The following is a 26,917-nucleotide window of genomic DNA, read 5'->3' as shown; positions in this document are numbered from 1 at the left end:
TTGCCGGATGGTCCGGGCTTGGCCCACGGTGTACGACAGAAGACACCGAGGAGGGACGCGATGGGCCACGGACACGGGCATGGGCACGGACACGGGCATCGGGACGACGACTACGACTGGGCGTCGCTCGGCGAGACGCTGGAGCGCAATGCCGAGGTGCACCGGGACTTCCTGGACCAGGCCATGGACTGGCTGCGGGTGCAGGTCGACGAGCCGGCGCGGGTGATCGACGTGGGCAGCGGCCCCGGCGTCGCGGCCTGTGCGCTGGCCGAGACCTTCGGCGGCGCCGAGGTCGTGGCGGCCGACCGGTCGCCGGAGTTGTTGGCACTGGCCGCAAAGCGGGCGGCACGGCTGGGCGTGGAGATCACCACGATCAAGGCCGACCTGCCGGCGGCCTTCGGTGATCTGGGCCCGGCCGACCTGATCTGGACCAGCGGCGTGATGCACCACATCGGCGACCAGCAGGACGCGCTGAACCGGCTCGCGGCGCTGCTGCGGCCCGGCGGCGTGCTGGCGGTCGTGGAGGGCGGGCTGCCGATGCGGTTCCTGCCGCGCGACATCGGCATCGGCCGGCCGGGTCTGCAGTCCCGGCTGGAGGCGGCCAACGACGCGTGGTTCAGCGACATGCGCGCGGGCCTGCCCGGCTCGGCGCGCACGGTGGAGGACTGGCCGGCGATGCTGGCCAAGGCCGGCCTGATGCCCAGCGCCAGCCGCACCTTCCTGCTCGACCTGCCGGCGCCGCTGGACACCGAGCCGCGGCTGATGCTGCGGGACATGCTTGTGCACCAACGGGAGATGCTCGGCGACCGGATCGATGCAGAGGATCACGCGGTGATCGACCGGCTGGTGCACGACGACGACCGGGAGAGCCTGCTGTGGCGGCCCGACGCGTTCGTGCTCAACGCACGGACCGTCCACTCGGCCCGGCGGCTCGGCGACGCCTGAGTTCGTGCACTTTGCAGAATGCGCGCGCTGAATCGTTCTCGGTGCGCCCGGTCACTTTTGTTTTCCCCTGGGAAGCAATTGCTTTCTGACAGCGTTGTCACACGCTGATGGCCAATTCCGACCGCGATGCGCCGGGTGGATTACCCACCCGGCGCACGCGCGTGCCGCCAGACCCTTGAGCGTGACCCTGCCTCGCACAACGTCGAGTCCCAAGAGGACTGCCGCTCTACCGGAACGCCTAGTCCGCCGCGGTTAGGCTTCGCGCACCGCGTCTCGGACAGAGGGGGATCCGCTGGTGGGACGAGCACTTCCTCATCACTACGAGCATCGCGCCGGGGTCGAACGGGTGACGTCGGCGCGTGAGGCGGACGTCACGAGGCCGTCGCCGCCGGCCCGGCCGGCCGGCGAGCCCGGCGGCAAACGCGGTGTTCGGACCGATCGCCCCGGTCCGTCCACCTGGGACATACGGGCGTACACGAGCGCCAGAGTTAAATGCTTCGTAACGTCTGGCCACTGGAATTGGTCATGAGAACGGGCCAAGGTAGAGACATCCCGGGAGAGATCGCCGTCATCGGCGCCAGGAGGATGGTCATGGCGCAAGCGCACGCCGCCGCAACGCTCAACGCACCAATCGTCACCAGAACCACACTCGTCACCGCGGTAGCCGCGCCCGTCGTGACCAAACGGATAGCGGTGGGCACCGACGGGTCCTACTGGGGGGACGCCGCACTGGGCTGGGCCGCCCGGCACGCCTGCGTCGTCGGCGCCGAACTCGAGGTCCACCAGGCCGACCGGCGCTACGTCGACATCCCGGCCGACATCCCCACCGACGCCGGCATCGGGGCGACGCTGCGCTCCATGCCGATGCTGCCGGTGCGCATCCTGCGCAGCGGCCCCGACCCGGTCGGCACGCTCGTCGGCGCCAGCGCGGACGCCGACCTGCTGGTGCTCGGCTGCCGCGGCCACCACCACGGCACGCTCGGCGTCGGCCGCAGCGTGGTGCCGGTCGTCACCCGCGCCCACTGCGACACGGTTGTGGTGCGGGGGATGCCGGCGTCGCTGCACGGCCGCACCCGCTGGATCACCGCGATGGTCCGGGGCAGCGCCGAGGACATCGACGTGCTGGCCAAGGTGGCGAAGCTGGCGACGTCGCTGCAGTCCAAGGTCCGCGTCGTGCACGTCACCCCGCCGGCCGGGCCGCGCTGGCTGCCCGAGCAGCTGGGCTCGGCCACCGTGCTGGAGCGGGCGGCCGCGCGGCTGGCCTCGCTGGCGCCGAAGATCACTCCGGAGCTGCGGTCGCTCGCCTGCCAGCCGCCGGAGGCCGCGGTCGCCTGCCCCGACACCGACCTGCTGGTGATCGGCGACACGCGTCTCACTGATCGGAACCACCTTGATCCCATGACCAAAGCGGCCCTGTACCATTCCCGATCGGCCGTACTGGTGGTCCGCAACTGAACCAATCCAACTAGGCCCCTGGCGATCAACGCGGTCGGGGTGCAGAGTGTGTCAGGTATCCCAGTACGTGCGAGATTCCCTGTGCCGCCAGGAGGGTTCGCATGGCGAGAGTGCTGCCGAGCGCGACGACGACTCGTCCCCGTCACGTCTCCCCGGAAGGGTTCGGGCCGAGCGTCGTGGTCGGCGCCGACGGGTCGCCGTGGGGCTCCGCCGCCCTCGGCTGGGCGGCCAGGTATGCCTGGCTGCGCGGAGAATCCCTGACCGTGTACGCCGACACCACTCGTCCGGGTGAACCTTCGGCGGAAGACCAATTGGCCACGATGCAGCCGCTGCCGGTGAGCATCGTGGAGAACTCCTCGGATCCGCTGCGCACGCTGGTGCCCGCCAGCGAGCAGGCGGAGCTGGTGGTGCTGGGCTGCCGCGGTAGGCAGCACGTCACCATCGGGCTCGGCCGCTGGGTGGTGCCCGTCGTCGCCGCCGCGCACTGCGACACCGTCGTGGTGCGCGGCCTGGACGCCGCCGTGCACGGCATGCACTCGGTGATCACCGCGCTGGTCAGCGGCGACGCCGAGGACCGCCCCGTGCTGCGCCGTGCCGCCGAACTGGCCGAGACCTTCCACGCCAAGCTGCACGTCGCCCACGCGTGGCCGACCCCGTCCGGCCGCACCGCCAGCCCGTCCGGCGACGTCCACGGCCGGGTCCTGGACCTGGCCAAGGACTACCTCGCCACCGTCAACCGGCAGCTGTCGGCCAACTTCGAGGCGGTCCGCGCGCAGCCGTACGAGCTGGTGGCCACTCGCACCCACACCGACCTGATCGTCGTCGGCTCCGGCGGCCCCGGCCGCCTCGGCGGCGTCACCCGGGACGCGCTCCACCACGCCCTGTGCCCGGTGCTCGTCGTCCGCGGCTGATTTTCTCGCGTCACATCACCGTCTCCCCATCCGTCAGGTAGACAGTGGGCAGTTGCCCGCGTCCGCCGGAGAAGATGGAGAGACGATGAGCAAGGCCAGCACCCATGTCGCCGACAGCCACGACCTGATCCGGGTGCTGGGCGCGCGCGAGAACAACCTGCGCGACGTCAGCGTCGAGATCCCCAAGCGACGGCTGACGGTGTTCACCGGCGTCTCCGGGTCGGGCAAGAGCTCGCTGGTGTTCGCCACCATCGCCGCCGAGTCGCAGCGGATGATCAACGAGACCTACAGCGCGTTCATCCAGGGCTTCATGCCCAACCAGGCCCGTCCGGACGTGGACGTGCTGGACGGCCTGACCACCGTGATCACCGTCGACCAGCAGCGGCTGGGCGCGGACCCGCGCTCCACAGTCGGCACGGCCACCGACGCCAACGCGATGCTGCGCATCCTGTTCAGTCGCCTGGGCAAGCCGCACATCGGCTCCCCGCAGGCCTACTCCTTCAACGTGGCGTCGGTCAGCGGCGCCGGCGCGGTCACCCTGGAGAAGGGCGGCCGGCAGGTCAAGGAGAAGCGCACCTTCAGCATCACCGGCGGCATGTGCCCGCGCTGCGAGGGCCGGGGCTCGGTCACCGACATCGACCTCACCCAGCTCTACGACGACAGCAAGTCCCTGGCCGACGGCGCCTTGACCATCCCCGGCTACACCCCGGGCGGCTGGAACTACCGGCTCTACGCCTCCTCCGGCTTCGTCGACCCGGACAAGCCCATCCGCAAGTACACCAAGCGCGAGCTCAACGACTTCCTGCACAAGGAACCGGTGCGGATGAAGATCGAGGGCATCAACATGACCTACGAGGGGCTCATCCCTCGGATCCAGAAGTCCTACCTGTCCAAGGACAAGGAGGGCATGCAGCCGCACATCCGGGCGTTCGTGGACCGGGCCGTCACGTTCACCACCTGCCCCGACTGCGGTGGCACCCGGCTGAACGAGGGCGCGCGCTCCTCGAAGATCAAGAAGATCAGCATCGCCGACGCCTGCGCCATGCAGATCAGCGACCTGGCCCGATGGGTCCGGGACCTGAAGGAGCCGTCGGTGGCGCCGCTGCTGGACAAGCTCGGCCACACCCTCGACTCGTTCGTGGAGATCGGCCTCGGCTACCTGTCCCTGGACCGGCCGGCGGCCACGCTGTCCGGCGGCGAGGCGCAGCGGGTGAAGATGATCCGCCACCTCGGCTCCTCGCTCACCGACGTCACCTACGTCTTCGACGAGCCGACGATCGGCCTGCACCCGCACGACATCCAGCGCATGAACGAGCTGCTGCTCCGGCTGCGCGACAAGGGCAACACCGTGCTGGTCGTGGAGCACAAGCCGAACACGATCGCCATCGCCGACCACGTGATCGACCTCGGCCCCGGTGCCGGCGCGGCCGGTGGGACCGTGTGCTTCGAGGGTACGGTCGCGGGGCTGCGCAAGAGTGGCACCGTCACCGGCCGGCACTTCGACGACCGCGCGGCGGTCAAGAAGTCCGTCCGCACGCCCAACGGCAAGCTGGAGATCCGCGGCGCGACCACCCACAACCTGCGCAAGGTCGACGTCGACATCCCGCTCGGCGTGCTCACCGTCGTCACGGGCGTGGCCGGCTCCGGCAAGAGCTCGCTGGTGCACGGCTCGATCCCGGCCGATTTGGGCGTGGTGTCGGTCGACCAGACCCCGATTCGCGGCTCCCGGCGCAGCAACCCCGCCACCTACACCGGCCTCCTGGAGCCGGTCCGCAAGGCCTTCGCCAAGGCCAACAACGTGAAGCCGGCCCTGTTCAGCGCCAACTCCGAGGGCGCCTGCCCCAACTGCAACGGCGTCGGCGTGATCTACACCGACCTGGGCGTGATGGCCACCGTCTCCACCACGTGCGAGGTGTGCGAGGGCAAGCGGTTCCTGGCCTCGGTGCTGGAGTACAAGCTCGGCGGCAAGGACATCAGCGAGGTGCTGGCCATGTCGGTGACCGAGGCCGAGGAGTTCTTCGGCGCGGGCGAGGCCCACACCCCGGCCGCGCACGCCGTCCTGGACCGGCTGGCCGATGTCGGCCTGGGCTACCTCAGCCTGGGCCAACCGCTGACCACGCTGTCCGGCGGCGAGCAGCAGCGGCTCAAGCTGGCTACGCACATGGGGGAGAAGGGCGGGGTCTACGTCCTCGACGAGCCGACCACCGGCCTGCACCTGGCCGACGTCGAACAGCTGCTGGGCCTGCTGGACCGGCTGGTGGACAGCGGCAAGTCGGTGATCGTCGTCGAGCACCACCAGGCCGTGATGGCGCACGCCGACTGGATCATCGACCTCGGCCCGGGCGCCGGCCACGACGGCGGGCAGATCGTCTTCGAGGGCACGCCGGCCGAACTGGTGGCCAAGAAGTCGACCCTGACCGGCGAGCACCTGGCCGCCTACGTCGGGGCCTGATCAGGTCAGCTTCTCGGCCAGCTCGACGATGAGGCCCTCGGGTCCGTGGACGTAGCAGAGCCGGTAGCTGCCGGCGAAGTCGACGACCTCGCCCACCGTCGCGAAACCCTGCCCGCGCAGGCCGTCGACGACGGTGGCGAGGTCCTTGATCTCGATGGCGATGTGCCGGAAGCCCAGTCGGTTCGCCGGCTGCGCCGCCGGCACGCCCTCGGCGTCGGCCGGCGTGACGAACTTGACCAGCTCCAGCTTGCCGCTGCTGTCCGGGGCCCGGACCATCGCCGCCTCGGTGCGGGCCCCGGACAGCCCCACGATCTGGCCGAGCTCCTCGCCGTCGGCCGACCAGCGGTTCTCCAGCTCGAAGCCCAGGGCGACGAAGAAGTCGGTGACGGCGTCGAGGTCGTCGACGACCACGCCGATGTGATCAACGCGCAGCATGCTCGCATCCTGCCCGGTCGCGTCGTGTTGTCCACATACCGACTGGTCGGTACCATCGCGGCGTGCCGACACGTGACCAGGTGGACGCCGTCGTCTTCGACTACGGCGGCGTCCTCACCACGCCCCTGAGCGCCACCACCGGCAGCTGGCTGCGCGCCGACGGCATCGATCCGGACGGCTTCGCCACCCTGATGCGGGACTGGCTCGGCCGCGACGCGGAGCCCGGCAACCCGATCCACCTGCTGGAGACCGGCGAGCTCGACGTGCCGGAGTTCGAGCGGCGGTTCGCGGACCGGCTGGTCACCACCAGCGGCGCCCCGGTGCCGGCCGCCGGCGTGCTCACCCGGCTGTTCGCCGCCATGAAACCCAGCGACGAGATGACCGAGCTCGTCCGCGACCTGCGGAAACTCGGGCTGCGCACCGGGCTGCTGTCCAACAGCTGGGGCAACGACTACCCGCACCACCTGCTGGCCGAGCTGTGCGACGTGATCGTCATCAGCGGCGAGGTCGGCCTGCGCAAGCCGGACGAGCCGATCTACCGGCTGCTACTGGACCGGCTGGAACTGCCGGCCGAGCGGGTGGTCTTCGTCGACGACTTCACCGCCAACGTGCGGGCCGCGCAGGCGATCGGCATGCACGGCATCCGACATGTCGATCCCGCCAGCACCCGCGCGGCGCTGGCCGAACTGCTGGGGGAGGCCCTGTGAACGCGCTGCCCGGGTTGGACGTCGACGCCCTGGCCAAGCACCTGGACGCCGCGGGCGTGCTGGCCGGCCCGCTCACCGCGGAGCTGATCCCGGGCGGGCGGTCCAACCTGACCTACCGCGTCGGCGACGGCACGCACAACTGGGTGCTGCGCCGCCCGCCGCTGGGCCACGTGCTGGCGACCGCGCACGACATGGGCCGCGAGTTCCGGGTGATCTCCGCGCTGGCCCCGACCAAGGTCCCGGTGCCGAGGACCGAGCTGTACTGCGCCGACGACTCCGTCATCGGCGCGCCGTTCTACCTGATGGAACGGGTCGAGGGTACGCCGATGCGGTCCCGCGCCGACACGGCCGGCCTGTCCGAGGACCAGGCGGCCCGGGTCGCCGACGAGCTGATCGACGTGCTGGCCGAGCTGCACGAGGTCGACCCGCAGCAGGTGGGGCTGGGCGACTTCGGTCGGCCCGAGGGCTTCATGACCCGGCAGGTCGCCCGCTGGCGCAAGCAGCTGGACGCCTCCCGCAGCCGGGACCTGCCCGGGATCGAGGAGCTGCACGCCCGGCTGGCCGCCTCGGTGCCGCCGGCGCAGCGCACGACGATCGTGCACGGCGACTACCGGCTGGACAACGCGCTCGTGACGACCGAGCCGCTGGGCATCAGCGCGGTGCTGGACTGGGAGATGTCCACCCTCGGCGACCCACTGTCCGACCTGGGCCTGTTCGTCGTCTACTGGCAGGGCGTGGGCCAGGAGGACGACCCGATCACCAACGGGGTCAGTGCCACCCCCGGTTTCCCCGCTGTCGACGCGCTGATCGAGCGCTACGCGCGGCGCACCGGCATCGACGTCGCCGGCCTCGGCTGGTACGTCGCCTTCGCCTACTTCAAGCTCGCGGTGATCTTGGAGGGCATCCACTACCGGTTCGTGCAGGGCGGCACGGTCGGCGCCGGGTTCGAGCGGATCGGCGCCCTCGTCGGACCGCTCGTCGAGCACGGCGCCGCCGCGGTCGCCGCAGTCAAGGAGGACTGAATGGAGTTCGAGTACGACCAGCGGACCCAGGAGCTCGTCGGTCAGCTGACCGAGTTCATGGAGTCGCACGTCTACCCGGCCGAGGCCGAGCACAGGCAGTGGGTGCTGGACAACCCGACCTCGTGGGACGCGCCGCCGGTCATCGAGACGCTCAAGGCCGAGGCCCGCAGGCGCGGGCTGTGGAACCTGTTCCTGCCGGACAAGGAGCACGGCGCCGGCCTGACCAACCTCCAGTACGCGCCGCTGGCCGAGATCACCGGCCGCAGCCCGGCGCTGGCCCCGGAGGCCACCAACTGCGCCGCCCCGGACACCGGCAACATGGAAGTGCTGGCCATGTTCGGCAACCCGCAGCAGCAGGAGCAGTGGCTGCGGCCGCTGCTGGCCGGCGAGATCCGCTCCGCGTTCTGCATGACCGAGCCGGACGTGGCCTCCTCGGACGCCACCAACATCGCCACCCGCATCGAGCGCGACGGCGACGAGTACGTGATCAACGGCCGCAAGTGGTTCGCCTCCGGCGCGATGAGCCCGCGCGCCAAGATCTTCATCGTGATGGGGCAGACCGACCCGGACAACGCCGACCGGCACCGCCGGCAGAGCCAGGTGCTGGTGCCCCGCGACACACCCGGCGTGAACGTCAAGCGGGGCATGCACGTCTTCGGCTTCACCGACGGCGCGCACGGCGGCCACGCGGAGATCGAGTTCTCCGACGTGCGCGTCCCGGTCAGCAACGTGATCGCCGGTGAGGGCGAGGGCTTCGCCATCGCCCAGGCCCGCCTGGGCCCCGGCCGCATCCACCACTGCATGCGCCTGATCGGCATGGCCGAGCGCGCGGTGGAGCTGATGTGCAAGCGGACCGTGGGCCGGGTGGCGTTCGGCAAGCCGATCGCCGACCAGGGCGTGGTGCAGGAGTGGATCGCCGAGGCGCGGGTGGCCATCGAGCAGGCCCGGCTGCTGGTGCTCAAGACCGCGTGGCTGATGGACACGGTCGGCAACCGCGGCGCGCACACCGAGATCCAGGCCATCAAGATCGCCACTCCTGCGATGGCGGAGAAGATCATCGACCGGGCGATTCAGGCGCACGGCGGCAGTGGCGTCAGCCAGGACTTCCCGCTGACCACGCTGTGGTCCTCGGCCCGCATGCTGCGCCTGGCCGACGGTCCGGACGAGGTGCACAAGATGTCGCTGGCGCGGCGGGAACTCCGCCCGTACCGGCCGGCCCGCTGAACTGATTGGCGCTCACCCCGGTGCGGGGTGAGCGCCAATCCCGCAATCAGAGCTTGTTCAGCACCGCGCCCGTGAGGCGGTACGCCTTGGCCGTGCCGTTGGTGGCGGTGGCGCAGCCGGTCGGCTTGACGGTGACGTCGACCGGACCGCCGTCGGCGTAGGCGAAGATCACCAGGTCGGTGCGGCCGTCGTCCATCGGGCACATGACGCCGCGCGGCGGCGGCGCGGTGTCGGCGGAGTTCAGCGCCGACTGCAGCCCCTTGACGTCGCTGACCTGCGCGGACTTGATCAGGTTCGGCTGCTGGGGGCCGTAGTGGCAGACCACCGCGGCCGCGGGCGTGCCCGGCACCATCGGCGACGCCGGCCCGGCCGCCGGGTGCGACGGCAGGGCGTCCGGGCACACCGGCGCGCTCACCAGCTGCGTGGCTGTCTCCGTCTGGTGCGGCGGTGAGGCGCAGGCAGCGACCGACAGCAGCACTCCCGCCAGCAGTATCGAACGCGTGATTGCGACCATGTCCTGCAGACGGAACCGGTCAGGCCACGGGTTGCATCCTGCGCACAGGGGCCGTGCCGAATCGCGCCAGCCACTGCTCGACGGCGTCCGTTTCGGGGCTGATGACCGCGATGTACCCGTCGGGGCGGACCAGGACGTGGGTGCCGGGCTCGACGTCGTAGCCCTCGGCCGGGCGGTCGAACGTCAGGTGTGTGAAGTGGGGGCCGCGGAACAGGTCGAACAGCCGGGTGCCGTCCGGCAGCAGCCCGTCCGGGGCGCGGTCGCCGGCCCGCAGCTCGCCCGGGGTTGCCCGGTCGTCCTTCGCCAGCGGGCCGCCGCGGTAGGTGATGTCGAGCTGGTGGATCGCCGGCGCCGAGCCGGTTGTGGGCCGGAAGTTCCGCGCGTGCATGGCGCTGGACAGGCCCAGCACCTGCGCGGCGACCGGCATCCGCTCGGCCTCGTAGCTGTCGAGCAGCTCGTCCGGGGCCCCGCCGATGACCCCGGCCAGCTTCCAGCCGAGGTTGTACGCGTCCTGCACGCTCGTGTTCAGGCCCTGGCCGCTGGCCGAGGAGTGCACGTGGGCCGCGTCGCCGGCGAGCAGCACCCGGCCGACCCGGAACCGGTCCACCATGCGCACGTTGATCCGGTACACCGAGATCCACCGCAGGTCGTGCAGCCGGATGTCGGTACGGCCGGTCCTGTCGGCCAAGAGCTGTTGGACATTCGCCAGTGTCGGGATCGCCGCGTCCGTCACGGTGGCCACGAGCTGGTAGTGGTCGCTGCCCGGCAGGTTCCACAGCGAGAACCGCTTCATCACGTCGCCGGAGTGCGTCAGGATGTGGCAGGCGGTGCCGGTCAGGCCGTCGACCCGCACATCCCCGACGAGGGTCTGCTCCGTCTCGTACGTCTCGCCCTCGAAGCCGACGCCCAGCAGCTTGCGCACCGTGCTGCGGCCGCCGTCGGTGCCGACCAGGTAATCGCCGGTGATCACCTCGTCGATTCCGTTGCGGCGCACGGTGATTCGCACTTCGTCGTCGTCCTGTTCGACGCCGATGACCTCGGAGTCGAACTCCACCTTGCCGCCCAGCTGGACGAACCGGTCGTGCAGGATCTCGTCGGTGCGCCACTGCGGGATCAGCCACGGCTGCGGGTAGGGGACGCTGGGGGAGGGCCGCGTTTCCTCGATGCCCAGCATCTCGTGCAGCGGCCGCTCCCAGACGATCTCCGTGCCGGAGTAGAGGCGGAACTTCGGGAACGGCATGCCGCCGGCCCGGATCGCGTCCAGCACCCCGAGGTCGTCGAACACCTCCAGCGTTCGAGGTTGGAGTCCCTTGCCACGCGAGCCGAGGAACAGCCGCTGCGCGCGTTCGAAGATCCGGCACGGAATGCCGCGCCTGGCCAGTTCGATGCCCAGCGTGAGGCCGGTCGGTCCGGCCCCCGCGATCAGCACGGTCACTTTTCTCCCCCTTGCTTCAACAACACCAGCAACACGTCGTCGACGACCCGGCCGATGAACGCGTCGTCGAACGTGCCGACCGTGAGTTGGCGCATGACCATCGCCTCCGCCACGTCGTGGACCAGCTCGCTGTCCGCGTCGGCCGCGAGCTCCCCGCGGTCCACCGCCCGCTGCAGGCTCGTCAGGAACGGCGACACCTCTTCGTTGGCCACATGCTCCTTCAGCGCCGCGTCCAGCTCCGCGTCGTGCTTCGCCGCCGCGATCAGCCCCGTGATCATCGCCAGGTAGCTCTCGCTCGCCCGCTCCCGCAGCGACCTCATCACCGCGTACAGGTCCGACCGCAGCTCACCCGTGTCCGGCAGCGCCTCGCTCTGCCTCGCGTCGTAGGCGTCCAGCGCCGCCTTCACCAGCTGTGCCTTGTTCCGCCACCGGCGGTAGATCGTCGCCTTGCTCGCCTGCGCCCGCGCCGCCACCGCGTCCATCGTCAGCGCCGCGTACCCCGCCTCACCCAGCAGCTCGATCACCGCCGCCAGGATGGCGTCCTCTCGTTCCTTCCCTCTCACCACGAGCCGTAGTGTACGAAACGGTTTCGTACACTTCAAGCGATCAAGGAAGGCCCGCCGTTGCGTGCGATATCCCCTTGTTCTGTACCTAGTGGTATGTACAGTGACGGCATGCAGGCGATGCAGTACGAGATCACGCTGCCGGCGGACTACGACATGGGGATCATCCGGGAGCGGGTGGCGACCAAGGGGCCGCTGCTGGACGACTTCCCGGGGCTGGGCCTGAAGGCGTACCTGGTGCGGGAGCGCGCCGACGGCTCGCCGGTGAATCAGTACTCGCCGTTCTATCTCTGGCGGACGGTGGCGGGCATGAACACCTTCCTGTGGGGCGACGGGTTTCGCGGGCTGTGTGAGTCGTTCGGACGGCCGGTGGTGCAGCAGTGGACGGGCCTGGCGTTCCTGCGCGGACCAGCCACGACGCCGACTCGGGCGGGCAAGGTGACGCGCAGGATCACGCCGGAGGAGATTCCGGACGCAGTGGCCGAGCTGAAGGTCGAGGACGGCGTGCATTCCGTGGCGCTGGCGGTCGACACCCGGGGCTGGGAGCTCGTCCGGTTCACGCTGTACGAGGACAATCCGGCGGCGGAGTACACGGTCCGCCACCTGTCGACGCCGGAGCTGGATCAGCTGCCGGTTGGCAGGCACTGGTGATCCGCACGGTCCTCGGTGACGTCGACGAGCTGGGCGTGACCAATTCGCACGACCACCTGTTCCTGGCCAGTCGAGTGCTCCCGGGCCAGGAGCTGGACGACGTCGAGGCGGCTTTCGTTGAGCTGCAACGGTTCCGCCAAGCCGGCGGGCACACCGTCGTGCAGTGGACGCCGGCCGGTATGGGGCGGCGCCTCGACGCCCTGCCGGAGTTGTCCCGGCGCACCGGAGTCACGATCGTCGCGGCGACGGGCCTGCACCAGCCCCAGCACTACGACCCGGAGTGGCTCCGGAAGTCCTTGCCACGGCTGGAAGAACTGTTCGTAGCCGACATCACCGAGCGCCGCGCCGGCCTGATCAAGGTGGCCGGCGGCTTCCACGGCCTCGACCCGCACGCCGTGCACACGATGACCGCCGCCGCCCGCGCGCACCACGCCACCGGCGTGCCCGTGAGCGTCCACCTGGAACTGGGCACCGCGGCGTTGGACGTGCTGGATCTGTTGTGCGACAGACTCGAAGTGCCGCCGCACCGGGTGATCCTCGGGCACCTCAACCGGTTCCCGGACCGCTGGGTGCAGCACCGGGCCGCCGAGGCCGGCGCGTTCCTGGCGTTCGACGGGCCCTCCCGCGCCAACCACGCCACCGACTGGATGCTGCCGACCTCGTTGGCCGACCTCGCCGACGCCGGGCACGCCGCCCAACTCTTGTTGGGTGGCGACACGACGACAGCCGCGGCAAGGGGAGCGCCGGGCATGTCGTACCTGCTGACGCACATCCGCCCGCGCCTCGAACCCGAACTGGCGACCCAGATCTTCGTCACGAACCCCAGACGGGCGTTCTAGGCGGCCGCCCCGACCAACGCAGTGGTGTCGGCGGCGGAGCGGGTGAGCACCTGCGCGCTGTGCCAGCCGGCCGGAACCTGCTGTGCCAGCAGGGATTCCCGGAATCGGGCGGCCCGGCGCACGTGCCGGTCGAACGAGCGCCGGCGCAGCACTCGGCCGCGGCTGTGCTGGCCCCGGATCGCCTGCTCGGCGGTGACGTCCAGCCACAGCATGCGGACCGGGCGGCGGGTCACCAGGCCGAGAGCCACGAGCCAGGCTCGGGTCGTGGCCCGGGTCGACGGCTCCTGCACGACGAGCGGGCCCCGGCCGAACGCGGCGCGGGCGACGCGGATGCGCTGCCACACATGGACAACCGGCCGGTAGTACCGGTACGGCGTCCCGGCCGGCAGCAGCGCGGCCAGTCCCGCCCGCACCTGGTCGGGGTCCAGCACGGTCATGGCGTCGGCGAAGCGGCCGAGCAAGGTGCTCTTGCCCGCGCCGGGCAACCCGGCCACGACCAGGAGATCGCGCCGGCCCAGTTCGATGGTGATGCGCTCCCTCATGCCCGGACAACGCGCCGGCCAGAGTAATGGTTCCTTTACCGAGCACTCACAGGAAGTCCCGCCAGAACGGGACCGTCGCCACCGGGTCCGCCTCCGATACGGGGCCGCCGAACTCGCGGTGGATGTAGTCGGCGAGATCGACGCCGTAATAGATGATGTCGGTCTGGTACACCGAGAGCACGGGATGGCCACAACTGCCGCTACCGGCCGGCAGGTAGCGGTGGGCGAACACCGGCACGAGCTGCGGCACGTCGGCGAGGTGCCGGCGGGCGACGGCCAGGCGCTCGGGGACCGTGTGTGGCCGCGGACCCCAGGCGGTGTCCCACATGACGTTGTGCTCGACGTCGAACAGCACCCCTTCGACCGGCCAGTCCAACATGCGCCGCAGCTCGGCCGGATCGCCGCCCCGCCAGTCGGGCCAGCCGCGCTGCCGGTCGTCGTCCACGGGGAGCGCGGCGGCGAGGAAGGCACGGTGATCGTCGGCGAATGTGAACCCGTACGCGGCCTCGACCTGGGCGAACTCGTCGTCGGTGAGTCCGGGCGTGAGCCGGCAGCAGTCCAGTGCGGCCAGCCGGGCCGCAGCATCCCTCACATGGGGCATCTGGTCGCACCCTCCGCCATCTTTATCGATTCGTGCTCGTTGTGGTCGACAACATATGCCACCTTATGAGAGCGCTTCCAGCCGCCACTGCGCGCCTGTCCGTGTGTGCTCAGTGAGGAGAGACCGTGTTCGCACGTCGCTGGCTGGGCGTAGCCGCAGCCATGAGCCTTGCCGCCACCGCGTTGATCCCGACATCCGTGTCCGCCGCACCCCAGGCCGCCTGCCCGTGGGTCGGCTCGACCGCACCGGTGCCGCAGCGAGTCGCCCAGGTGCTGGCCCAGATGAGCCAGGCCCAGAAGATCAGCCTGCTGCACGGCTCCGGCGGCGGCTACGTCGGCAACACGCCGGCCATTCCCGCGCTCTGCATCCCGGCCCTGGGACTGGAGGACGGCCCGGCCGGCGTCGGCGAGAACCTGGGCGGCGTCACCCAGCTGCCCGCGCCGGTCGCGGCCGCCGCGACCTGGGACGTCGACGCCGAGAGCCAGTACGGCCAGCTCGTCGGCAGCGAGGAGGCCGGCAAGGGGGCCAACGTCAACCTCGGCCCGACCGTCAACATCATCCGCGACCCGCGCTGGGGCCGCGCCTTCGAGTCGCTGTCGGAGGACCCGTACCTGGCCGGGCAGCTCGGCGCCGCCGAGATCCGCGGCGTGCAGGGCACCGGGGTGATGGCGCAGATCAAGCACATCGGCGTCTACAACCAGGAAACCAACCGGAACACGCCGTCCGACAACGCCATCGTCGACAACCGCACGCTGCAGGAGATCTACCTGCCGCAGTTCCAGATCGGCGTGCAGCAGGGCGCGGCGTCGTCGGCGATGTGCTCCTACAGCACGGTCAACGGCACCTACGCGTGCCAGAACTCGGCACTGCTCAACGGCCCGCTGCGCACGCAGTTCGGCTTCCCCGGCTTCGTGACCTCGGACTGGGGCGCCACGCACTCCACGGTCGCGTCGGCCAACGCCGGCATGGACCAGGAGATGCCCGGCGGCGACTACTTCGGCAACGCGCTGCAGACGGCCGTGCAGAACGGCCAGGTCTCGCAGGCGACGTTGAACACCATGGTGAGCCGGATCCTGACCGAGATGTTCGCCTTCGGCCTGTTCGACAACCCGCACACCGGCAACACCGGCGCGACGGTCACGTCCACCGGGCACAAGACGGCGGCCCGGCAGATCGCCGCCGAGGGCACGGTGTTGTTGCGTAACAACAATGTCCTGCCGTTGAACACCTCCTCTGTGCATTCGATCGCCGTGATCGGCGCGGACGCCAGCGCCTCGCCGCAGACCGCGGGCGGCGGCAGCGCGAGGGTCAACTCCTCCGGCACGGTCACGCCGCTGCAGGGCATCACCAGCCGCGCCGGCTCCGGCGTCAGCGTGCAGTACGCGCCCGGCGACAACTCCGGCAACATCGGCCAGGCCGTCACGCTGGCGCAGAACTCGACCGTGGCGATCGTGTTCGCCAGTTACAACGAGTCCGAGGGCAGCGACATCGGCGGCATCGACCTGCCCGGCGTGCAGAACCAGCTGATCACGCAGGTGGCCGCGGCCAACCCGAACACCATCGTGGTGCTCAACACCGGCTCGGCCGTGACGATGCCGTGGGTGAACAACGTCGCCGGCATCCTGGAGGCCTGGTACCCGGGCCAGGAGGACGGCAACGCCATCGCCTCGGTGCTGTTCGGCGACACCAACCCGTCCGGCAAGCTGCCGGTGAGCTTCCCCAAGAGCCTGGCCGACGTGCCGGCGCACACCCAGGCGCAGTGGCCGGGCAGCAACGGCACCGTGCAGTACTCGGAGGGTGTGAAGGTCGGTTACCGCTGGTACCAGGCGCAGAACATCGCCCCGCTTTTCCCATTCGGTTTCGGTCTGTCCTACACCAGCTTCGCCTTCAGCAACCTCCAGGTCGGCGCTCTGGACGGCCATGGCAAGGCGACGGTGACCGCCACTGTCACCAACACCGGCAGCCGCGCGGGTTCCGAGGTCGCGCAGCTGTACGTGGGGGATCCGGCCACCACCGGCGAACCGCCGTTGCAGCTCAAGGGTTTCGACCGCGTCACCCTGCAACCCGGCGCCAGCACGACGATCAGCTTCCCGCTGACGCTGCGTGATCTGGCGTACTGGAACAACGGCTGGACCACGGCTGTGGGCTCGTACCGGATCGCCGTCGGCGACACCTCCGCCAACCCGCAGCTGTCCGGCACGTTGACGGTCAACAGCACCAACGCCGGCAACACCGTCACCGTGACGAATCCCCAGGGCATGAGCAGCCCGGTCGGAACCGCGGTCAGCCTGCCCGTCCAGGCCACGGATTCGGCGTCCGGGCAGACCCTGACCTTCACCGCGACGGGCCTGCCGGCCGGGCTGACGATCGCCAGCAACGGCACGATTTCCGGCACCGCGACGACCGGCGGCACCAGCACCGTGACCGTCACGGCGACCGACACCACCGGCGCCTCCGGCGAAACCACGTTCGTCTGGACGGCCACGACCGGCAACGGCGGCGGCACCGGGCACACCGGTGCGATCGTCGCCGGCGTCGGAACCAACCTGTGCGTGGACGTCCGCTCGGCCAGCACGGACAACGGCACCCCGGTGCAGATCTACACGTGCAACGGCACGACCGCGCAGAGCTGGACCGTCGGCTCGGACGGCTCCGTGCAGGCGCTGGGCAAGTGCATGGACGTCTCCGGCGCCGGCACGGCGAACGGCACCAAGGTCCAGCTCTACGACTGCAACGGCACCGGCGCGCAGCAGTGGCAGCCGCAGGCCAACGGCGCGCTGGTGAACACGAATTCCGGGCGCTGCCTGGATGATCCGTCGGCGTCGACGACGAACAGCACGCAGTTGCAGATCTGGGACTGCAACGGTCAGCCGCAGCAGCGCTGGCAGCTGCCGTCCTGACGCAACACGCCCCGGGCCGGCACCCCGTCGGCCCGGGGCTCGGCCGCTACGGTGCCGTACGTGATCGAATCCGACTACCTCGACAGCACAAGGACTTCGTACGACACCGCAGCGGCCGCCTACGCCGACATGCTCCGTGGCGCGATGGACGAGATGCCCTTCGACCGGGCCATGCTCACGGTGTTCGCTGAGCACGTCGGGCACGGCCCGGTGGCCGACATCGGCTGCGGCCCCGGCCGGGTCGCCATCTACCTGCACAAGCTCGGCGTGGACGTGTTCGGCATCGACCTGTCGCCGGGCATGGTCGAGGTGGCCCGCCGGGACTACCCGCAACTGCGGTTCGAGGTCGGCTCGATGCTGGACCTCGACCTGCCCGACGACAGTCTGGCCGGCGCGCTGGCGTGGTACTCGCTCGTGCACACGCCGTTGGACTTGCTGCCGAAGGCCTTCGCGGAGTTCCACCGGGTGCTCCGGCCCGGCGGCTACCTGATGGTCGCGTTCAAGGCGGGCGAGCTCCAGACCCATCTTTCCCATGCGTACGGCCATGATCTGTCGCTGGAGGTGTACTGGCACCCGCCGCGGCGGATGAGCGAGCTGGCCGCCGCGGCCGGCCTCACCGAGGTCGCGATGCTGACCCGGGCGCCGGGCGCGATGGAGAAGGGCCCTCAGGGCTACCTGCTCGCCCGGAAGTAGTCCGTGACGGACTAGTACAGTACGAATCCGTGCCGACCCGCGGGCAGCTCACACCACTGACCATCGCCGTCCTCGCGCTGCTGGTCGAGGAGCCGATGCACGCCTACCGGATGCAGCAGCTGATGAAGGAACGCGGCGTGCAGCTGGTGGTCAACGTCCGCAACCGGTCCGGCCTGCACGCCGCGATCGACCGGCTGGCCCGGGACGAGCTGATCCGGGTGCACGCCGTCGAGCGCGACTCCCGCCATCCCGAACGCACCGTCTACGCGGTCACCGACGCCGGCCGCGATGCGCTGCTGACCGGACTGAAGGACAGCATTGCCGCCCCGGCGCAGGAGTTTCCGCTGTTCCCGGCGGTCGTGTCGTTCCTGCATCTGCTCGACCCACAGGACGCACGGACCCAGCTGGAGCGTCGCGCCGAGGCGTTGGAGCAAACCCTCGGCGCGACGCGAGCCGTGCTCGACGCCTCCCGCACCGCCCACGTGCCGCGGCTGCACCTGCTGGAGCACGAATACCTGCAAGACGTCACCGCCGCCGAGCTGTCCTGGGTACGGGGAGTCGTCGCCGACCTCGGCAACGGATCACTCGATTGGCCGATGCCGCCGACCGGGTGATCTCCCGACGCTGAACCGTGGGGGCTCCGCCTGACGGACCGTCGCGATCCGCTGACCGTCGAGATCACCGCGGACTGGGTGGAACTCGCCGACGCGAAGCCGATGAGGTGAAGCTCAAGTGGCGCGACGCCGAAACGCCCTGACCACGGCGGCCAGGGCGTAGGACCGGGTTTCTAGCGGCGCTTGGCCAGGATGTCGACGCCGAGGGCGGCGCGCAGCGCGGCGTTGCGCAGGTACAGGCCTGCCCACACCAGGATCGCGATGTAGACCGGGAACAGCAGGGTGGAGAACAGCGGCGCCTCCAGCCGCAGGTTCGAGCAGAACGCGCCGCCCAGATACGCGGTCTGCACGATCGCGCCCAGCACCGCGGTCTTCGGGATCACGTACAGCACCAGGCAGCCCAGCTCCAGCAGGCCGATGACGGTGGCCTGGTAGGCGGGGAAGCCGGCCTGCTGGAAGGCCTGCACGACGAAGTCGGGGTTCATCAGGTGCAGCGTGGCGTCGAACAGCAGGAACGCCACGGCGGCGACGCTGATGCCACGGCCGATCTTGGTGGCGACGGGGGTCTTGACGGTCTTGGCGGTGGTGACGGCGGCGGTGCTGGCGATCGCGGTCATCTCGGGGCTCCGTTCACGGGGTCTGTCCGGCTCTCACCCCTGCGTCGAACGACACCCTCCCCGGATCGACAAGCCGCCTGAACTTTTTCAGGAGATCTTTCCGAACGTCGCCAGCAGGCCCGCCTTGATCTCCGGCCGACCGGCCGCGACCAGCAGAAACGTCGCCTCACGGACCAGCCGCTGGCCGTGCTGGCCGGCCAGGATCGCCGCACTGCCGGTCGCCGCGACCACCGCGCCGGCCGACCGGTAGGCCAACTCCGCGGCCGCGACCCGGGCCGCCGGCATCGACGCCTGGTCGATCAGTCCGCCGTCCAGGCGGTCGCGGGCGTCGCCGATCTCCTTGCGCAGCCGGTCCGCGACCGCGCCCTGACCGGCCTCCTCGACCAACCGGGCCGCCCGCTCGGCCAGGCCCAGCGGGGCGCAGCCGTTGAGCCGGGACGCGAAGGCCGCGTTGCCGGCGATGAACTCCTCGTGCGACACCGTCGCGTAGATCCGCTCGTCCGGGACGAAGAAGTCGGTGAGGGTCAGGTGCACGGTCGCCGTGCCCTGCGCCGCGACCAGCGTCAGCGGCCGCACCGTCAGGCCCGGGGCCTCCACCGCGTCGATCACGGCGCTGATCACCGTGTCGCCCTCGCGGCCGGCGAGCTGCAGCAGGTCGATGATGCCCCAGCCGCTGACGAACGGCGCCTCGCCGTCGAACACGTAGCCGCCGTCGACCCGTCTGGCCCGCATCCTCGGCTCCGGCGGGATCACCGCCGCGTACGCCACGCCGCCGCGCAGCCGGCCCGCCGCGAGCTCGTCCAGGTACCGCTCGCGCAGCGGCTCGTTCGTCGACGCGTAGATGCCGCGGGTCAGGCCCAGGTGCTGGATCCAGGTGAACATCGTGCTCAGGCAGCCGCCCGCGAAGGCCTCCAGGATGGCCACCGTCTCCGGCAGGCCGAGGGCGTCGTCCACCGAGATGCCGTAGAAGCCCTCCGCCGCGAGCAGGTCGAAGTGACCGCGCGGCACCACGCCGGCCAGGTCCACCTCGGCCGCGGCCGGGAACAGCACCTCGTCTGCGATGGCCCGTGCGCGGGCGACCAGCTCAGTCACATCCGTCAACTTAGGTCGGTCAGGTTCTCCGCGCACCGGATCAGCAACATTGTGAGCCGGCCCCGGTCGTCCGGGCCGAGCCCGGCGAGCATCCGGCCCTCCACCGCCGTCATCACCTTCTCGGCCTGTTCCAGTCGCTGCCGGCCCAGGTCCGTCAGCCGGGCCGGGCGGGCCCGTCCGGTGACTGCCTTGTCCGCGACCACCACCAGGCCGTTGCCGCGCAGGCCCGAGAGCACGTCCTGCAGCGACTGCCGGGTGACGAAGCAGAGCCGGGCCAGCTCCGCCGACGACGCGCCGGGGTGTTCGGACAGCGCGTTGAGCACCGCGTACTGGGCGACCGACAGGCCGGTGTGGCGCAACTCCTCGTCCGAGGCGTGCCGCAGCAGCTGCTGGACGCGCTTGACCAGGTAGCCGGGGCGGAGCTCGGTGTGCCGGGCTTGACTCATGTCAGGATCCTGACACACAATCGGCCATGTAAGGAACCTGACATCCAAGGAGTGGGACGCCGTGGCCACCACCATCGCCGTCGACCAGCCGGTGACGACCCTGATCAACATCTTCACCGTGCGCCCGGAGCGGCAGGCCGAGCTCGTCGAACTGTTGGCCCGCGCCACCGAGGAGGTCATGGCCGGGCTGCCCGGGTTCGTGTCCGCCAACATCCACGCCAGCACCGACGGCGTGCGGGTCGTCAACTACGCCCAGTGGACCGACGCCGCGGCCTTCCGGGCCATGCTCGCCAACCCCGTCGCCCAGCCCCATCTGGCCGCCGCCGCCGAGATCGCCGAGTCCTACGAGCCGCACCTCTACGCCGTGGAATCCGTGCACTGAATTCAACGAATTGAAAAGGCCCGGCCGGCGTCGCGCCGACCGGGCCTTTCCGGAATCAGTACGTCACGGTCTGCCAGCTGCCGCAGTTGTCCGGGTCGTGCCGGACGTCCCGGCACGCCTGGAACGAAATCTTGCCGCCGGAACCGGTCACCGGATAGGAGCCGCAGTGCCCGTTCCCGCCGGTGAATTCGGCGCGGTTGGTCGGCTGGCTGTGGCTGCTGCCCGGATTCCACCACGCGTACGGCGCCCAGCCGTCCGCGTTGGTGTCACACACGCTGAGGTGGTGCGATCCCGTCGTGTAGCAGACGCTGGAACCCGTGGTCGACGAGCAGGTCGTCGCGGCGGGCGCGGCCACCGCGGTCGCCGCGCCGACGCCGAACAGCGCCGCGGCCGGAATCGCCACGAGCAGGCCGGCGCGCAATGCCCCACTGATCACTGTGTACCCCCGTCTTTCGACTGAATGGGTCGTTCGAATGGCGACGGGACCCCTATCCCTCTCCCGTCTTCTCGATCATTGCACCGCGTCCGCGGCTTTCGGGACGTTTTCGTGAACAAACCATGAAGTCACCCGATCAGACGTGCGAGGGAAAGGGTTCGAGGCGGGTCACTCGGACGGATGGCTCAACGCGTTGGGCGTTCCGGCATTGCCGTGATCTGGCGGCGCGGGACACGCTAGCGTGGACGCCATGGGGCTCTCCGCGGCAGAACTCTTCGACGAACTCGGCAAGGACTACGAGAAGGCGTTCGCCGGCTTCGCCGCGCAGCGCGAAGAACTCGACTGGCTGCTCACCGAGCTGCCCGGCCACGCCAGGGTGCTCGACGTCGGCTCCGGCACCGGCCGCCCGACCGCCGAGCTGCTGACCGCCGCCGGCCACGACGTCACCGGCGTCGACGTCTCGCCGCGCATGGTCGAGATCGCCCGTGAGCAGGTCCCGGCCGCCCACTTCGAGGTCGCCGACCTGCGCACGCTGGCCTATCCCGCCGGCACGTGGAACGCCGTGATCGCGTTCTACCCCTTGCTCCAGCTCACCCGCGCCGAGATCGACGCCGCCCTGGCCAGGTTCGCCGACTGGCTGACGCCCGGCGGGGTCTTCCTGATGGCCACCGTGCCCGCCGACATCGAGGGCATCGAGATCGAGTTCCTCGGCCAGCCGGTCGCCGGCGTGAGCAGCTATCCGGTGGAGGTGTTCCGCGACCGGCTCACCGCCCTCGGCCTGGAGGTCGTGCGGGACCGGGTCGTCGAGTTCCAGCCCAACCACATGACCGCGAGCCCCGAGCAGGACCTGTTCATGGCCGCCCGCAAGCCGTAAATCGATCGACGGGGTGGCCAGAATCGGCGTCATGGGGTCGGTTCTGGTCAACTTCGTGTACGCGCACGCGGTGGGGCACGCGGTCGAGGCCCTGCAGTACGCGCTCAACTACCACGCGGCGGATCCGACCCGGCGGATCGGCGTGGTGCTGAACGCGGACACGCCGGCGGAGATGGCGACGTGGTGCCCGTTCATCGACGAGGTCCACACGATCCGGCTCGACCTGTTCGACCCGGCCACGGACACCCGGGACCAGCTCGGCAAGATCGGCCAGGACTGGGAGCACGTCGTCAGCGACATCCGGTCGGCGCAGCCGGCGCAGCGGGAGTTCTTCCCGGGGCTGGCGGCGTACTACGACCAGGCGGACGCCTACTTCACCGGCACGAGGGGCTGGGCGGGCCGGCAGCCGCCGTCATACGAACCGAGACAGCCGCTGCGGCTGGACCTTCCCCGAGCGGAAGCCAGGAGCGGGTTCACGGTGCTGCTCGGCGGCAGCGCGGAGCGCCACATGTACCCGACGGTCACGTCCTGGCGGCTGATCCTGACCGCGCTGGCGGACCGCTTCCCGGGCACCGAGTTCCGGCTGCTGGGCAAGCTGGCCGAGGACGGCCGGACCAGCACCACCTACGGCCGCGACGAGTACGAGCGGCTCGCGGCGGCGGTGCCCGGTGCGCGGCTGGCGTTGGACCTACCGCTGCGGGACCAGTTGTGCCTGGTCGGCGCGTCGAAGGTCTTCCTGTCACCGCACACCGGGTTCGGCATGGCCGCGCTGGCCACCGGCACTCCGTGGTTGTGCCTCGCGGGCAACCGCTGGCCCGAGTTCTGGTTCAACGACGGCGTGCCGTTCTACTCCGTCCTGCCGGACCGCGCCCGATTCCCCAGCTACACCCTTCTCGGTCCGGACCCGGAGCTCGTCGACGACGAGGGACCGCGCACGCCGAGCATGTCGGCCGCCCGCGTCCGGGCGGACCTGCCGGAACTGCTCGACGCCGCGACGCTCCTTCACGACGGCGACCTGGACTACGCGGCCGCGCTCGCCGGCCACCGCGACCGGCTGCTCCGGTGCTGGGGCGGCGACCGCTCGATGATGTGGTCGATCGACAACGTGCTGCTCAGCTGACCGCCGCCAGCAGGGCGCTGCGCTGCGCGGAGCCGACGCCGCCCACCCGGCGCGACTCGGCGATCTCGCAGCCGCGCATCAGCTCGGCGGCCCGCACCGGGCCGACCCCCGGTAACGCCTTGATGACGGCGATGATCCGCGTTTTCCGGACCACTTCGTCGGTTTCGGCGCGTTCGAACACTTCCGGCAGCTGCACGGTCCCCGCCTTGAGGCCGGCCAGCAGCTCGGCACGGGCCTTGCGGGCTCGCTGAGCCTTGGCCAGCGCGTCGGCACGCTGCTGGGCCGTGAGTGCGGGCAGAGCCATGGTGATCCCTTCGACGTCGATGCTGTGCCTTGCGGCGACCTCCGATAATGGCCTCGACCGGGCCGCCGGCACGGACATTCGACGATCTGCGCAAGAAACCACCCGGTCAGCGCAATGCGGATGACCTCATGGTGAGAGTTCCGGCCACCGCGTCCAGGTCCGCGACCAGCCCCAGCGGCACCGTGAGCGCCGCGGGGCAGTGTCCGAAGCCCAGTTCCCACGCGATGGGCACGCCGAGGCCGCCGAGCCGGTCGAGCAGCGTCGCGCGCACGTGCGCGAGCTCGCCGCAGTCGGCCCACGACCCGAGCGCGATGCCGGTGACGCCGTCGAACCAGCCGGCACGCAGCAGCTTCGTGACGATCGCGTCCAACCGGTACGGATCCTCGTTCACGTCCTCGAGGACCGCGATGGCGCCGTCCGGCGCCGGCAAGGCCGCCTTCGCGGCCAGGCCGGCGGCCAGCAGGCTCGCGTTGCCGCCCACAACCACACCGGAGGCCTTGCCCGCAACCAGCGGGCCCGCGCCCGGCCGGGTCAACACCCGAACGGCGTCAGGATCGAACAGGGTCGAGCGAAGGTGTCGTTGGGCCTGCTCGTCGGCGGTGAACGCCAGCGTCGCCAGCATGGGCGCGAACAACGTCACCAGGCCGAGCCGGGCGCCGATGAACTCGTGCAGCACGGTCACGTCGCTGGAGCCGGCGAACACCTTCGGCCCGGCGGCGGCCATCGCCGACCAGTCGACGAGGTCCACCATCCGCAGGCAGCCGTAGCCGCCGCGGACGCAGAACACCGCCGCCACTTCCGGGTCGCACCAGGCGTCCTGGAGGTCGGCGGCCCGGTCGGCGTCGGAGCCGGCGAGGTAGTCCAGCGTGGGATGCCGGTCCAGCACGTGCTTGCCGACCCGCACCCGCAGCCCCCACGACTGCACGATGTCGATGCCGGCCTGGAGCACCTCGGGCGGCGGTGGCCCGGCCGGCGCCACCAGGGCGACAAGGTCTCCGGGGCGCAGCCGCTCGGGTCGGATACGCTCGGCAGCTCCCGAGGTCTGGCCGCTCCGCCCGATGACGCTCGACGAGCCCGATTCCGAGGTTCGGCCACGCCGCCCGATGACACTCGACCGACCCGGTGCCGAAGCCGGCCCGAGCCGCCCGATCACCGCCGACGAGCCCGATTCGGGCCCGCCGCCGTCGTTTCCGGTCACGTGCGCAACGCCAGCCGCGGCACGTTGTCCGGCTCGAAGCCCAGCACCTGCCCGTAGAACGACAGCTCCGCCTCCAGCGCGGCCTTGATCGTCTCGGCCCGGCGGAAGCCGTGCTGCTCCCCGGGGAAGCCGATGTAGGCGTGCCGGATGCCGCTGCCCTCGATGGCCCGCGCGAACGCCTCGGTGTGCGCCGGCGGGCAGACCTCGTCCTCCAGGCCCTGCAGCAGCAGGATCGGCCCGGTCAGCCGCTCCGGCCGCTCGCTGGGCGACCGCTCGATGTAGACCTCACGGGCGGTGTCCAGCGGGCCGATCAGCCCGTCCAGGTAGCGCGACTCGAAGTCGTGGGTCTCGCCGCTGGCGAAGGAGACCATGTCGATGGCCGGGAACATCGCGTTGCCGCAGGCGAACGGCGACGGCATGGTCATCGCCGCGGCGGTGGTGTAGCCGCCGGCGCTGCCGCCCCGGATCGCCAGCCGCGCCGGGTCGGCGGTGCCCTCGTCGGCCAGCGCCTGGGCGACGGCGGCGCAGTCCTGCACGTCGACCACGCCCCACTGGCCGCGCAGCCGCTCCCGGAACTGCCGGCCGTAGCCGGTGGAGCCGCCGTAGTTGACCGCGACCACGCCGATGCCGCGGCTGGTGAAGTACGCGAAGTTCAAGCTGAGCGTGCCCTCCACGCTGCCGGTCGGGCCCCCGTGCACGTGGATCAGGTACGGCGGCAGCTCGCCCTCGGGGGCGGCGTAGTCCGGGTTGGTCGGCGGGTACACGAACGCGGGAATGCGCTCTCCGTCCGGGCTGGTGAAGATCCGCTCCTGCGGCGTCGGCAGGTAGGCCTCGTCCAGCGGCAGCGGTTCGCCCGCGGTCAGCTCCGTCGACTCGCCGGTGGCGAGGTCCAGCCGGACGACCACGGCCTCGGTGTGCGGGCCGGCGGCGATGCCGACGACCACGCCGTTCTCGGCGGCGATCTGCCCCACCCACACCGGCAGGTCCGTCTCCACGTCGGTGACGGTGCCGCTGCGCTCGTCCAGCACGGCCAGCGCGGTCCCGCGCACGATGACGTGCCGGCCGTTGCCCAGCGGCGCGAACCAGCTGCTGCCCAGCCGCCACAGCGGCCCGCCCAGCTCCTCCTCGCACGGCGCGAGGTTGGTCGCGGCGCCGTCCAGCGTGACCCGGTGCAGGTTCCACCAGCCCTGCGGATCGGTCAGCGCCAGCAGCGAATCCGGGCCTTCCCAGCGGAACTGGCACACCGCCTCGGCCGGGCCGCCGGCGATCACGCGGTGCTCGCCGACCTTGCCGTCCTCGGTCAGCTCGGCCACGCACAGCTCGGTGCCGTCCCACGGCATCGCCGGGTGGTTCCAGCCCAGCCACGCCACGTGCCGGCCGTCCGGGGACGGCTTCGGCGCGGACATGAAGTGGTGGCTGGCGGCCAGCACCCGCACCTGCTGCGAGCCGTCCAGCGGCAGCGCCACCAGGTCCCGGCGCACGTCCACGGAGGCGTCGCTGAGCTGCGTCTCCCGCACGCACCACAACTCGGTGCCGTCGGGGCTCGCGGTCAGGTCGGCGTAGCGGTCGCCGTGCTCGCGGGCCGGCTCCGGGCTGATCGGTCCCGGCGTGGCGTCGGCGTCGTCCGGGTCCACTGCGTACACCCGCTGGTCGACCCAATGGGTGAAAACGATCTTGCCGCCGACGAAGGCCCACGGCCGGCCGCCGTACTCGTGCACGCGGTTGCGGACGTTCCACGGCGCGCCGAGGACCTGCCGCGGCTGCTCGCCCGGCCTGCCGGCACGCATGAGGGCAACCCGGCCGCCCTCGTCGGGCCGGCTCTCGGCCCACCACGTCTCCCCGTCGCGCAGGTCGACCCACTGCACCGACCCGCCGGCCGCGGCCACGTCCTGCGCGGCGAGCGGGGACACCCAGGTTCCGTACGACGCGATCTTCACCACGACAC

Annotated in this window: 28 protein-coding genes; 15 read left to right on the top strand and 13 right to left on the bottom strand. The window is 70.9% G+C overall.

What is annotated here, in order from left to right; genetic code table 11:
- Positions 1-60: 60 nt before the first annotated feature.
- From BJ998_RS44480 to BJ998_RS44465, 4 genes are all read left to right on the top strand, one after another.
- Positions 61-945: a class I SAM-dependent methyltransferase gene (locus BJ998_RS44480; RefSeq protein ID WP_184870189.1), complete on the top strand. Its 885-nt coding sequence runs from the start codon at positions 61-63 to the stop codon at positions 943-945.
- A 591-nt stretch (positions 946-1,536) separates the two neighbouring features.
- Complete coding sequence (locus BJ998_RS44475; protein WP_184870188.1) at positions 1,537-2,400, top strand: putative universal stress family protein; 864 nt, start codon at positions 1,537-1,539, stop codon at positions 2,398-2,400.
- A 101-nt stretch (positions 2,401-2,501) separates the two neighbouring features.
- Positions 2,502-3,311: a universal stress protein gene (locus BJ998_RS44470; protein ID WP_184870187.1), complete on the top strand. Its 810-nt coding sequence runs from the start codon at positions 2,502-2,504 to the stop codon at positions 3,309-3,311.
- Positions 3,312-3,396: 85 nt separating this feature from the next.
- A complete protein-coding gene (locus BJ998_RS44465; protein ID WP_184870186.1) occupies positions 3,397-5,763 on the top strand; it encodes an ATP-binding cassette domain-containing protein in 2,367 nt (788 codons plus the stop codon).
- Here the strand turns inward: BJ998_RS44465 and BJ998_RS44460 are convergent, their stop codons facing one another.
- A complete protein-coding gene (locus tag BJ998_RS44460) occupies positions 5,764-6,198 on the bottom strand; it encodes a VOC family protein (RefSeq protein ID WP_184870185.1) in 435 nt (144 codons plus the stop codon).
- 62 nt (positions 6,199-6,260) lie between these two features.
- On the opposite strand from BJ998_RS44460, the gene BJ998_RS44455 reads away from it, so the two are divergent.
- The 3 genes from BJ998_RS44455 to BJ998_RS44445 are packed head-to-tail and all read left to right on the top strand — an operon-like array spanning position 6,261 to position 9,151.
- Positions 6,261-6,905, top strand: coding sequence for an HAD family hydrolase (locus BJ998_RS44455; RefSeq protein ID WP_312890685.1), 645 nt, complete (start codon positions 6,261-6,263; stop codon positions 6,903-6,905).
- Positions 6,902-7,927, top strand: coding sequence for a phosphotransferase family protein (locus BJ998_RS44450; RefSeq protein ID WP_184870184.1), 1,026 nt, complete (start codon positions 6,902-6,904; stop codon positions 7,925-7,927). The genes BJ998_RS44455 and BJ998_RS44450 overlap by 4 nt, the downstream gene beginning before the upstream one ends.
- On the top strand, positions 7,928-9,151 hold the full coding sequence (locus BJ998_RS44445) for an acyl-CoA dehydrogenase family protein (protein WP_184870183.1): 1,224 nt from the start codon (positions 7,928-7,930) through the stop codon (positions 9,149-9,151). It begins immediately after the preceding gene.
- Between the two features lie 46 nt (positions 9,152-9,197).
- Here BJ998_RS44445 and BJ998_RS44440 read toward each other — a convergent pair whose 3' ends face one another.
- The 3 genes from BJ998_RS44440 to BJ998_RS44430 are packed head-to-tail and all read right to left on the bottom strand — an operon-like array spanning position 9,198 to position 11,666.
- A complete protein-coding gene (locus tag BJ998_RS44440) occupies positions 9,198-9,665 on the bottom strand; it encodes a hypothetical protein (RefSeq protein ID WP_184870182.1) in 468 nt (155 codons plus the stop codon).
- Positions 9,666-9,684: 19 nt separating this feature from the next.
- Positions 9,685-11,100 carry an FAD-dependent monooxygenase gene (locus BJ998_RS44435; RefSeq protein WP_184870181.1) on the bottom strand — a complete coding sequence of 472 codons (1,416 nt, stop codon included), beginning with the start codon at positions 11,098-11,100 and terminating at the stop codon, positions 9,685-9,687.
- A complete protein-coding gene (locus BJ998_RS44430) occupies positions 11,097-11,666 on the bottom strand; it encodes a TetR/AcrR family transcriptional regulator (protein WP_312890684.1) in 570 nt (189 codons plus the stop codon). The genes BJ998_RS44435 and BJ998_RS44430 overlap by 4 nt, the downstream gene beginning before the upstream one ends.
- 108 nt (positions 11,667-11,774) lie before the next feature.
- Here BJ998_RS44430 and BJ998_RS44425 point away from each other — a divergent pair, with 108 nt between their 5' ends.
- Positions 11,775-12,314, top strand: a complete 540-nt coding sequence (locus BJ998_RS44425; protein ID WP_184870180.1) for a DUF4865 family protein — start codon at positions 11,775-11,777, stop codon at positions 12,312-12,314.
- The gene (locus BJ998_RS44420; RefSeq protein WP_312890683.1) at positions 12,311-13,153 is read left to right on the top strand and encodes a phosphotriesterase family protein; all 843 of its coding nucleotides are present in this window, start codon (positions 12,311-12,313) and stop codon (positions 13,151-13,153) included. Before BJ998_RS44425 ends, BJ998_RS44420 begins: the two co-directional genes overlap by 4 nt.
- Here the strand turns inward: BJ998_RS44420 and BJ998_RS44415 are convergent.
- Together BJ998_RS44415 and BJ998_RS44410 are read right to left on the bottom strand one after the other, a co-directional pair.
- Positions 13,150-13,695, bottom strand: a complete 546-nt coding sequence (locus BJ998_RS44415; protein ID WP_184870179.1) for an AAA family ATPase — start codon at positions 13,693-13,695, stop codon at positions 13,150-13,152. The two genes, BJ998_RS44420 and BJ998_RS44415, sit on opposite strands and share 4 nt — an antisense overlap.
- A gap of 46 nt (positions 13,696-13,741) precedes the next feature.
- The gene (locus BJ998_RS44410; protein WP_184870178.1) at positions 13,742-14,296 is read right to left on the bottom strand and encodes a hypothetical protein; all 555 of its coding nucleotides are present in this window, start codon (positions 14,294-14,296) and stop codon (positions 13,742-13,744) included.
- Between the two features lie 125 nt (positions 14,297-14,421).
- Between BJ998_RS44410 and BJ998_RS44405 the strand changes: the two genes are divergently transcribed.
- Genes BJ998_RS44405 through BJ998_RS44395 form a run of 3 tightly spaced genes read left to right on the top strand, consistent with a single transcriptional unit; the run spans position 14,422 to position 18,503 of the window.
- The gene (locus BJ998_RS44405; RefSeq protein ID WP_221339637.1) at positions 14,422-17,196 is read left to right on the top strand and encodes a glycoside hydrolase family 3 C-terminal domain-containing protein; all 2,775 of its coding nucleotides are present in this window, start codon (positions 14,422-14,424) and stop codon (positions 17,194-17,196) included.
- Between the two features lie 60 nt (positions 17,197-17,256).
- Positions 17,257-17,889 (top strand): class I SAM-dependent methyltransferase, encoded by a 633-nt coding sequence (locus BJ998_RS44400; protein WP_312890682.1) that lies wholly within the window; start codon positions 17,257-17,259, stop codon positions 17,887-17,889.
- Between the two features lie 29 nt (positions 17,890-17,918).
- A complete protein-coding gene (locus tag BJ998_RS44395; protein WP_312890681.1) occupies positions 17,919-18,503 on the top strand; it encodes a PadR family transcriptional regulator in 585 nt (194 codons plus the stop codon).
- A 173-nt stretch (positions 18,504-18,676) separates the two neighbouring features.
- Here the strand turns inward: BJ998_RS44395 and BJ998_RS44390 are convergent, their stop codons facing one another.
- The 3 genes from BJ998_RS44390 to BJ998_RS44380 form a co-directional block, all read right to left on the bottom strand.
- Positions 18,677-19,120 carry a DoxX family protein gene (locus BJ998_RS44390; protein ID WP_184870177.1) on the bottom strand — a complete coding sequence of 148 codons (444 nt, stop codon included), beginning with the start codon at positions 19,118-19,120 and terminating at the stop codon, positions 18,677-18,679.
- Positions 19,121-19,207: 87 nt separating this feature from the next.
- Positions 19,208-20,212: an acyl-CoA dehydrogenase family protein gene (locus BJ998_RS44385; RefSeq protein WP_184870176.1), complete on the bottom strand. Its 1,005-nt coding sequence runs from the start codon at positions 20,210-20,212 to the stop codon at positions 19,208-19,210.
- Positions 20,213-20,217: 5 nt separating this feature from the next.
- Positions 20,218-20,658 carry a MarR family winged helix-turn-helix transcriptional regulator gene (locus BJ998_RS44380; protein ID WP_184870175.1) on the bottom strand — a complete coding sequence of 147 codons (441 nt, stop codon included), beginning with the start codon at positions 20,656-20,658 and terminating at the stop codon, positions 20,218-20,220.
- A gap of 61 nt (positions 20,659-20,719) precedes the next feature.
- On the opposite strand from BJ998_RS44380, the gene BJ998_RS44375 reads away from it, so the two are divergent.
- Positions 20,720-21,040 carry an antibiotic biosynthesis monooxygenase family protein gene (locus tag BJ998_RS44375; RefSeq protein ID WP_184870174.1) on the top strand — a complete coding sequence of 107 codons (321 nt, stop codon included), beginning with the start codon at positions 20,720-20,722 and terminating at the stop codon, positions 21,038-21,040.
- Positions 21,041-21,095: 55 nt separating this feature from the next.
- Here BJ998_RS44375 and BJ998_RS44370 read toward each other — a convergent pair whose 3' ends face one another.
- The gene (locus tag BJ998_RS44370; protein ID WP_184870173.1) at positions 21,096-21,476 is read right to left on the bottom strand and encodes a hypothetical protein; all 381 of its coding nucleotides are present in this window, start codon (positions 21,474-21,476) and stop codon (positions 21,096-21,098) included.
- A gap of 250 nt (positions 21,477-21,726) precedes the next feature.
- Between BJ998_RS44370 and BJ998_RS44365 the strand changes: the two genes are divergently transcribed.
- Positions 21,727-22,350 (top strand): class I SAM-dependent methyltransferase, encoded by a 624-nt coding sequence (locus BJ998_RS44365; protein WP_184870172.1) that lies wholly within the window; start codon positions 21,727-21,729, stop codon positions 22,348-22,350.
- Positions 22,351-22,381: 31 nt separating this feature from the next.
- Positions 22,382-23,470 carry a hypothetical protein gene (locus BJ998_RS44360; protein WP_184870171.1) on the top strand — a complete coding sequence of 363 codons (1,089 nt, stop codon included), beginning with the start codon at positions 22,382-22,384 and terminating at the stop codon, positions 23,468-23,470.
- On the opposite strand, the gene mihF is transcribed toward BJ998_RS44360, so the two are convergent.
- The 3 genes from mihF to BJ998_RS44345 all read right to left on the bottom strand — a co-directional run bounded on the left by mihF (position 23,463) and on the right by BJ998_RS44345 (position 26,912).
- Positions 23,463-23,774 carry an integration host factor, actinobacterial type gene (gene mihF / locus BJ998_RS44355; RefSeq protein ID WP_184870170.1) on the bottom strand — a complete coding sequence of 104 codons (312 nt, stop codon included), beginning with the start codon at positions 23,772-23,774 and terminating at the stop codon, positions 23,463-23,465. The genes BJ998_RS44360 and mihF overlap by 8 nt on opposite strands.
- A 106-nt stretch (positions 23,775-23,880) precedes the next feature.
- The gene (locus BJ998_RS44350) at positions 23,881-24,753 is read right to left on the bottom strand and encodes a S66 peptidase family protein (RefSeq protein WP_312890680.1); all 873 of its coding nucleotides are present in this window, start codon (positions 24,751-24,753) and stop codon (positions 23,881-23,883) included.
- Between the two features lie 215 nt (positions 24,754-24,968).
- On the bottom strand, positions 24,969-26,912 hold the full coding sequence (locus tag BJ998_RS44345) for a prolyl oligopeptidase family serine peptidase (RefSeq protein WP_184870169.1): 1,944 nt from the start codon (positions 26,910-26,912) through the stop codon (positions 24,969-24,971).
- Positions 26,913-26,917 lie beyond the last annotated feature (5 nt).

Source organism: Kutzneria kofuensis, assembly GCF_014203355.1.
GTDB lineage: Bacteria > Actinomycetota > Actinomycetes > Mycobacteriales > Pseudonocardiaceae > Kutzneria > Kutzneria kofuensis.
The sequence above is the reverse complement of the archived record's forward strand: the minus strand, read 5'-3'. Positions and strand labels throughout refer to the sequence as shown.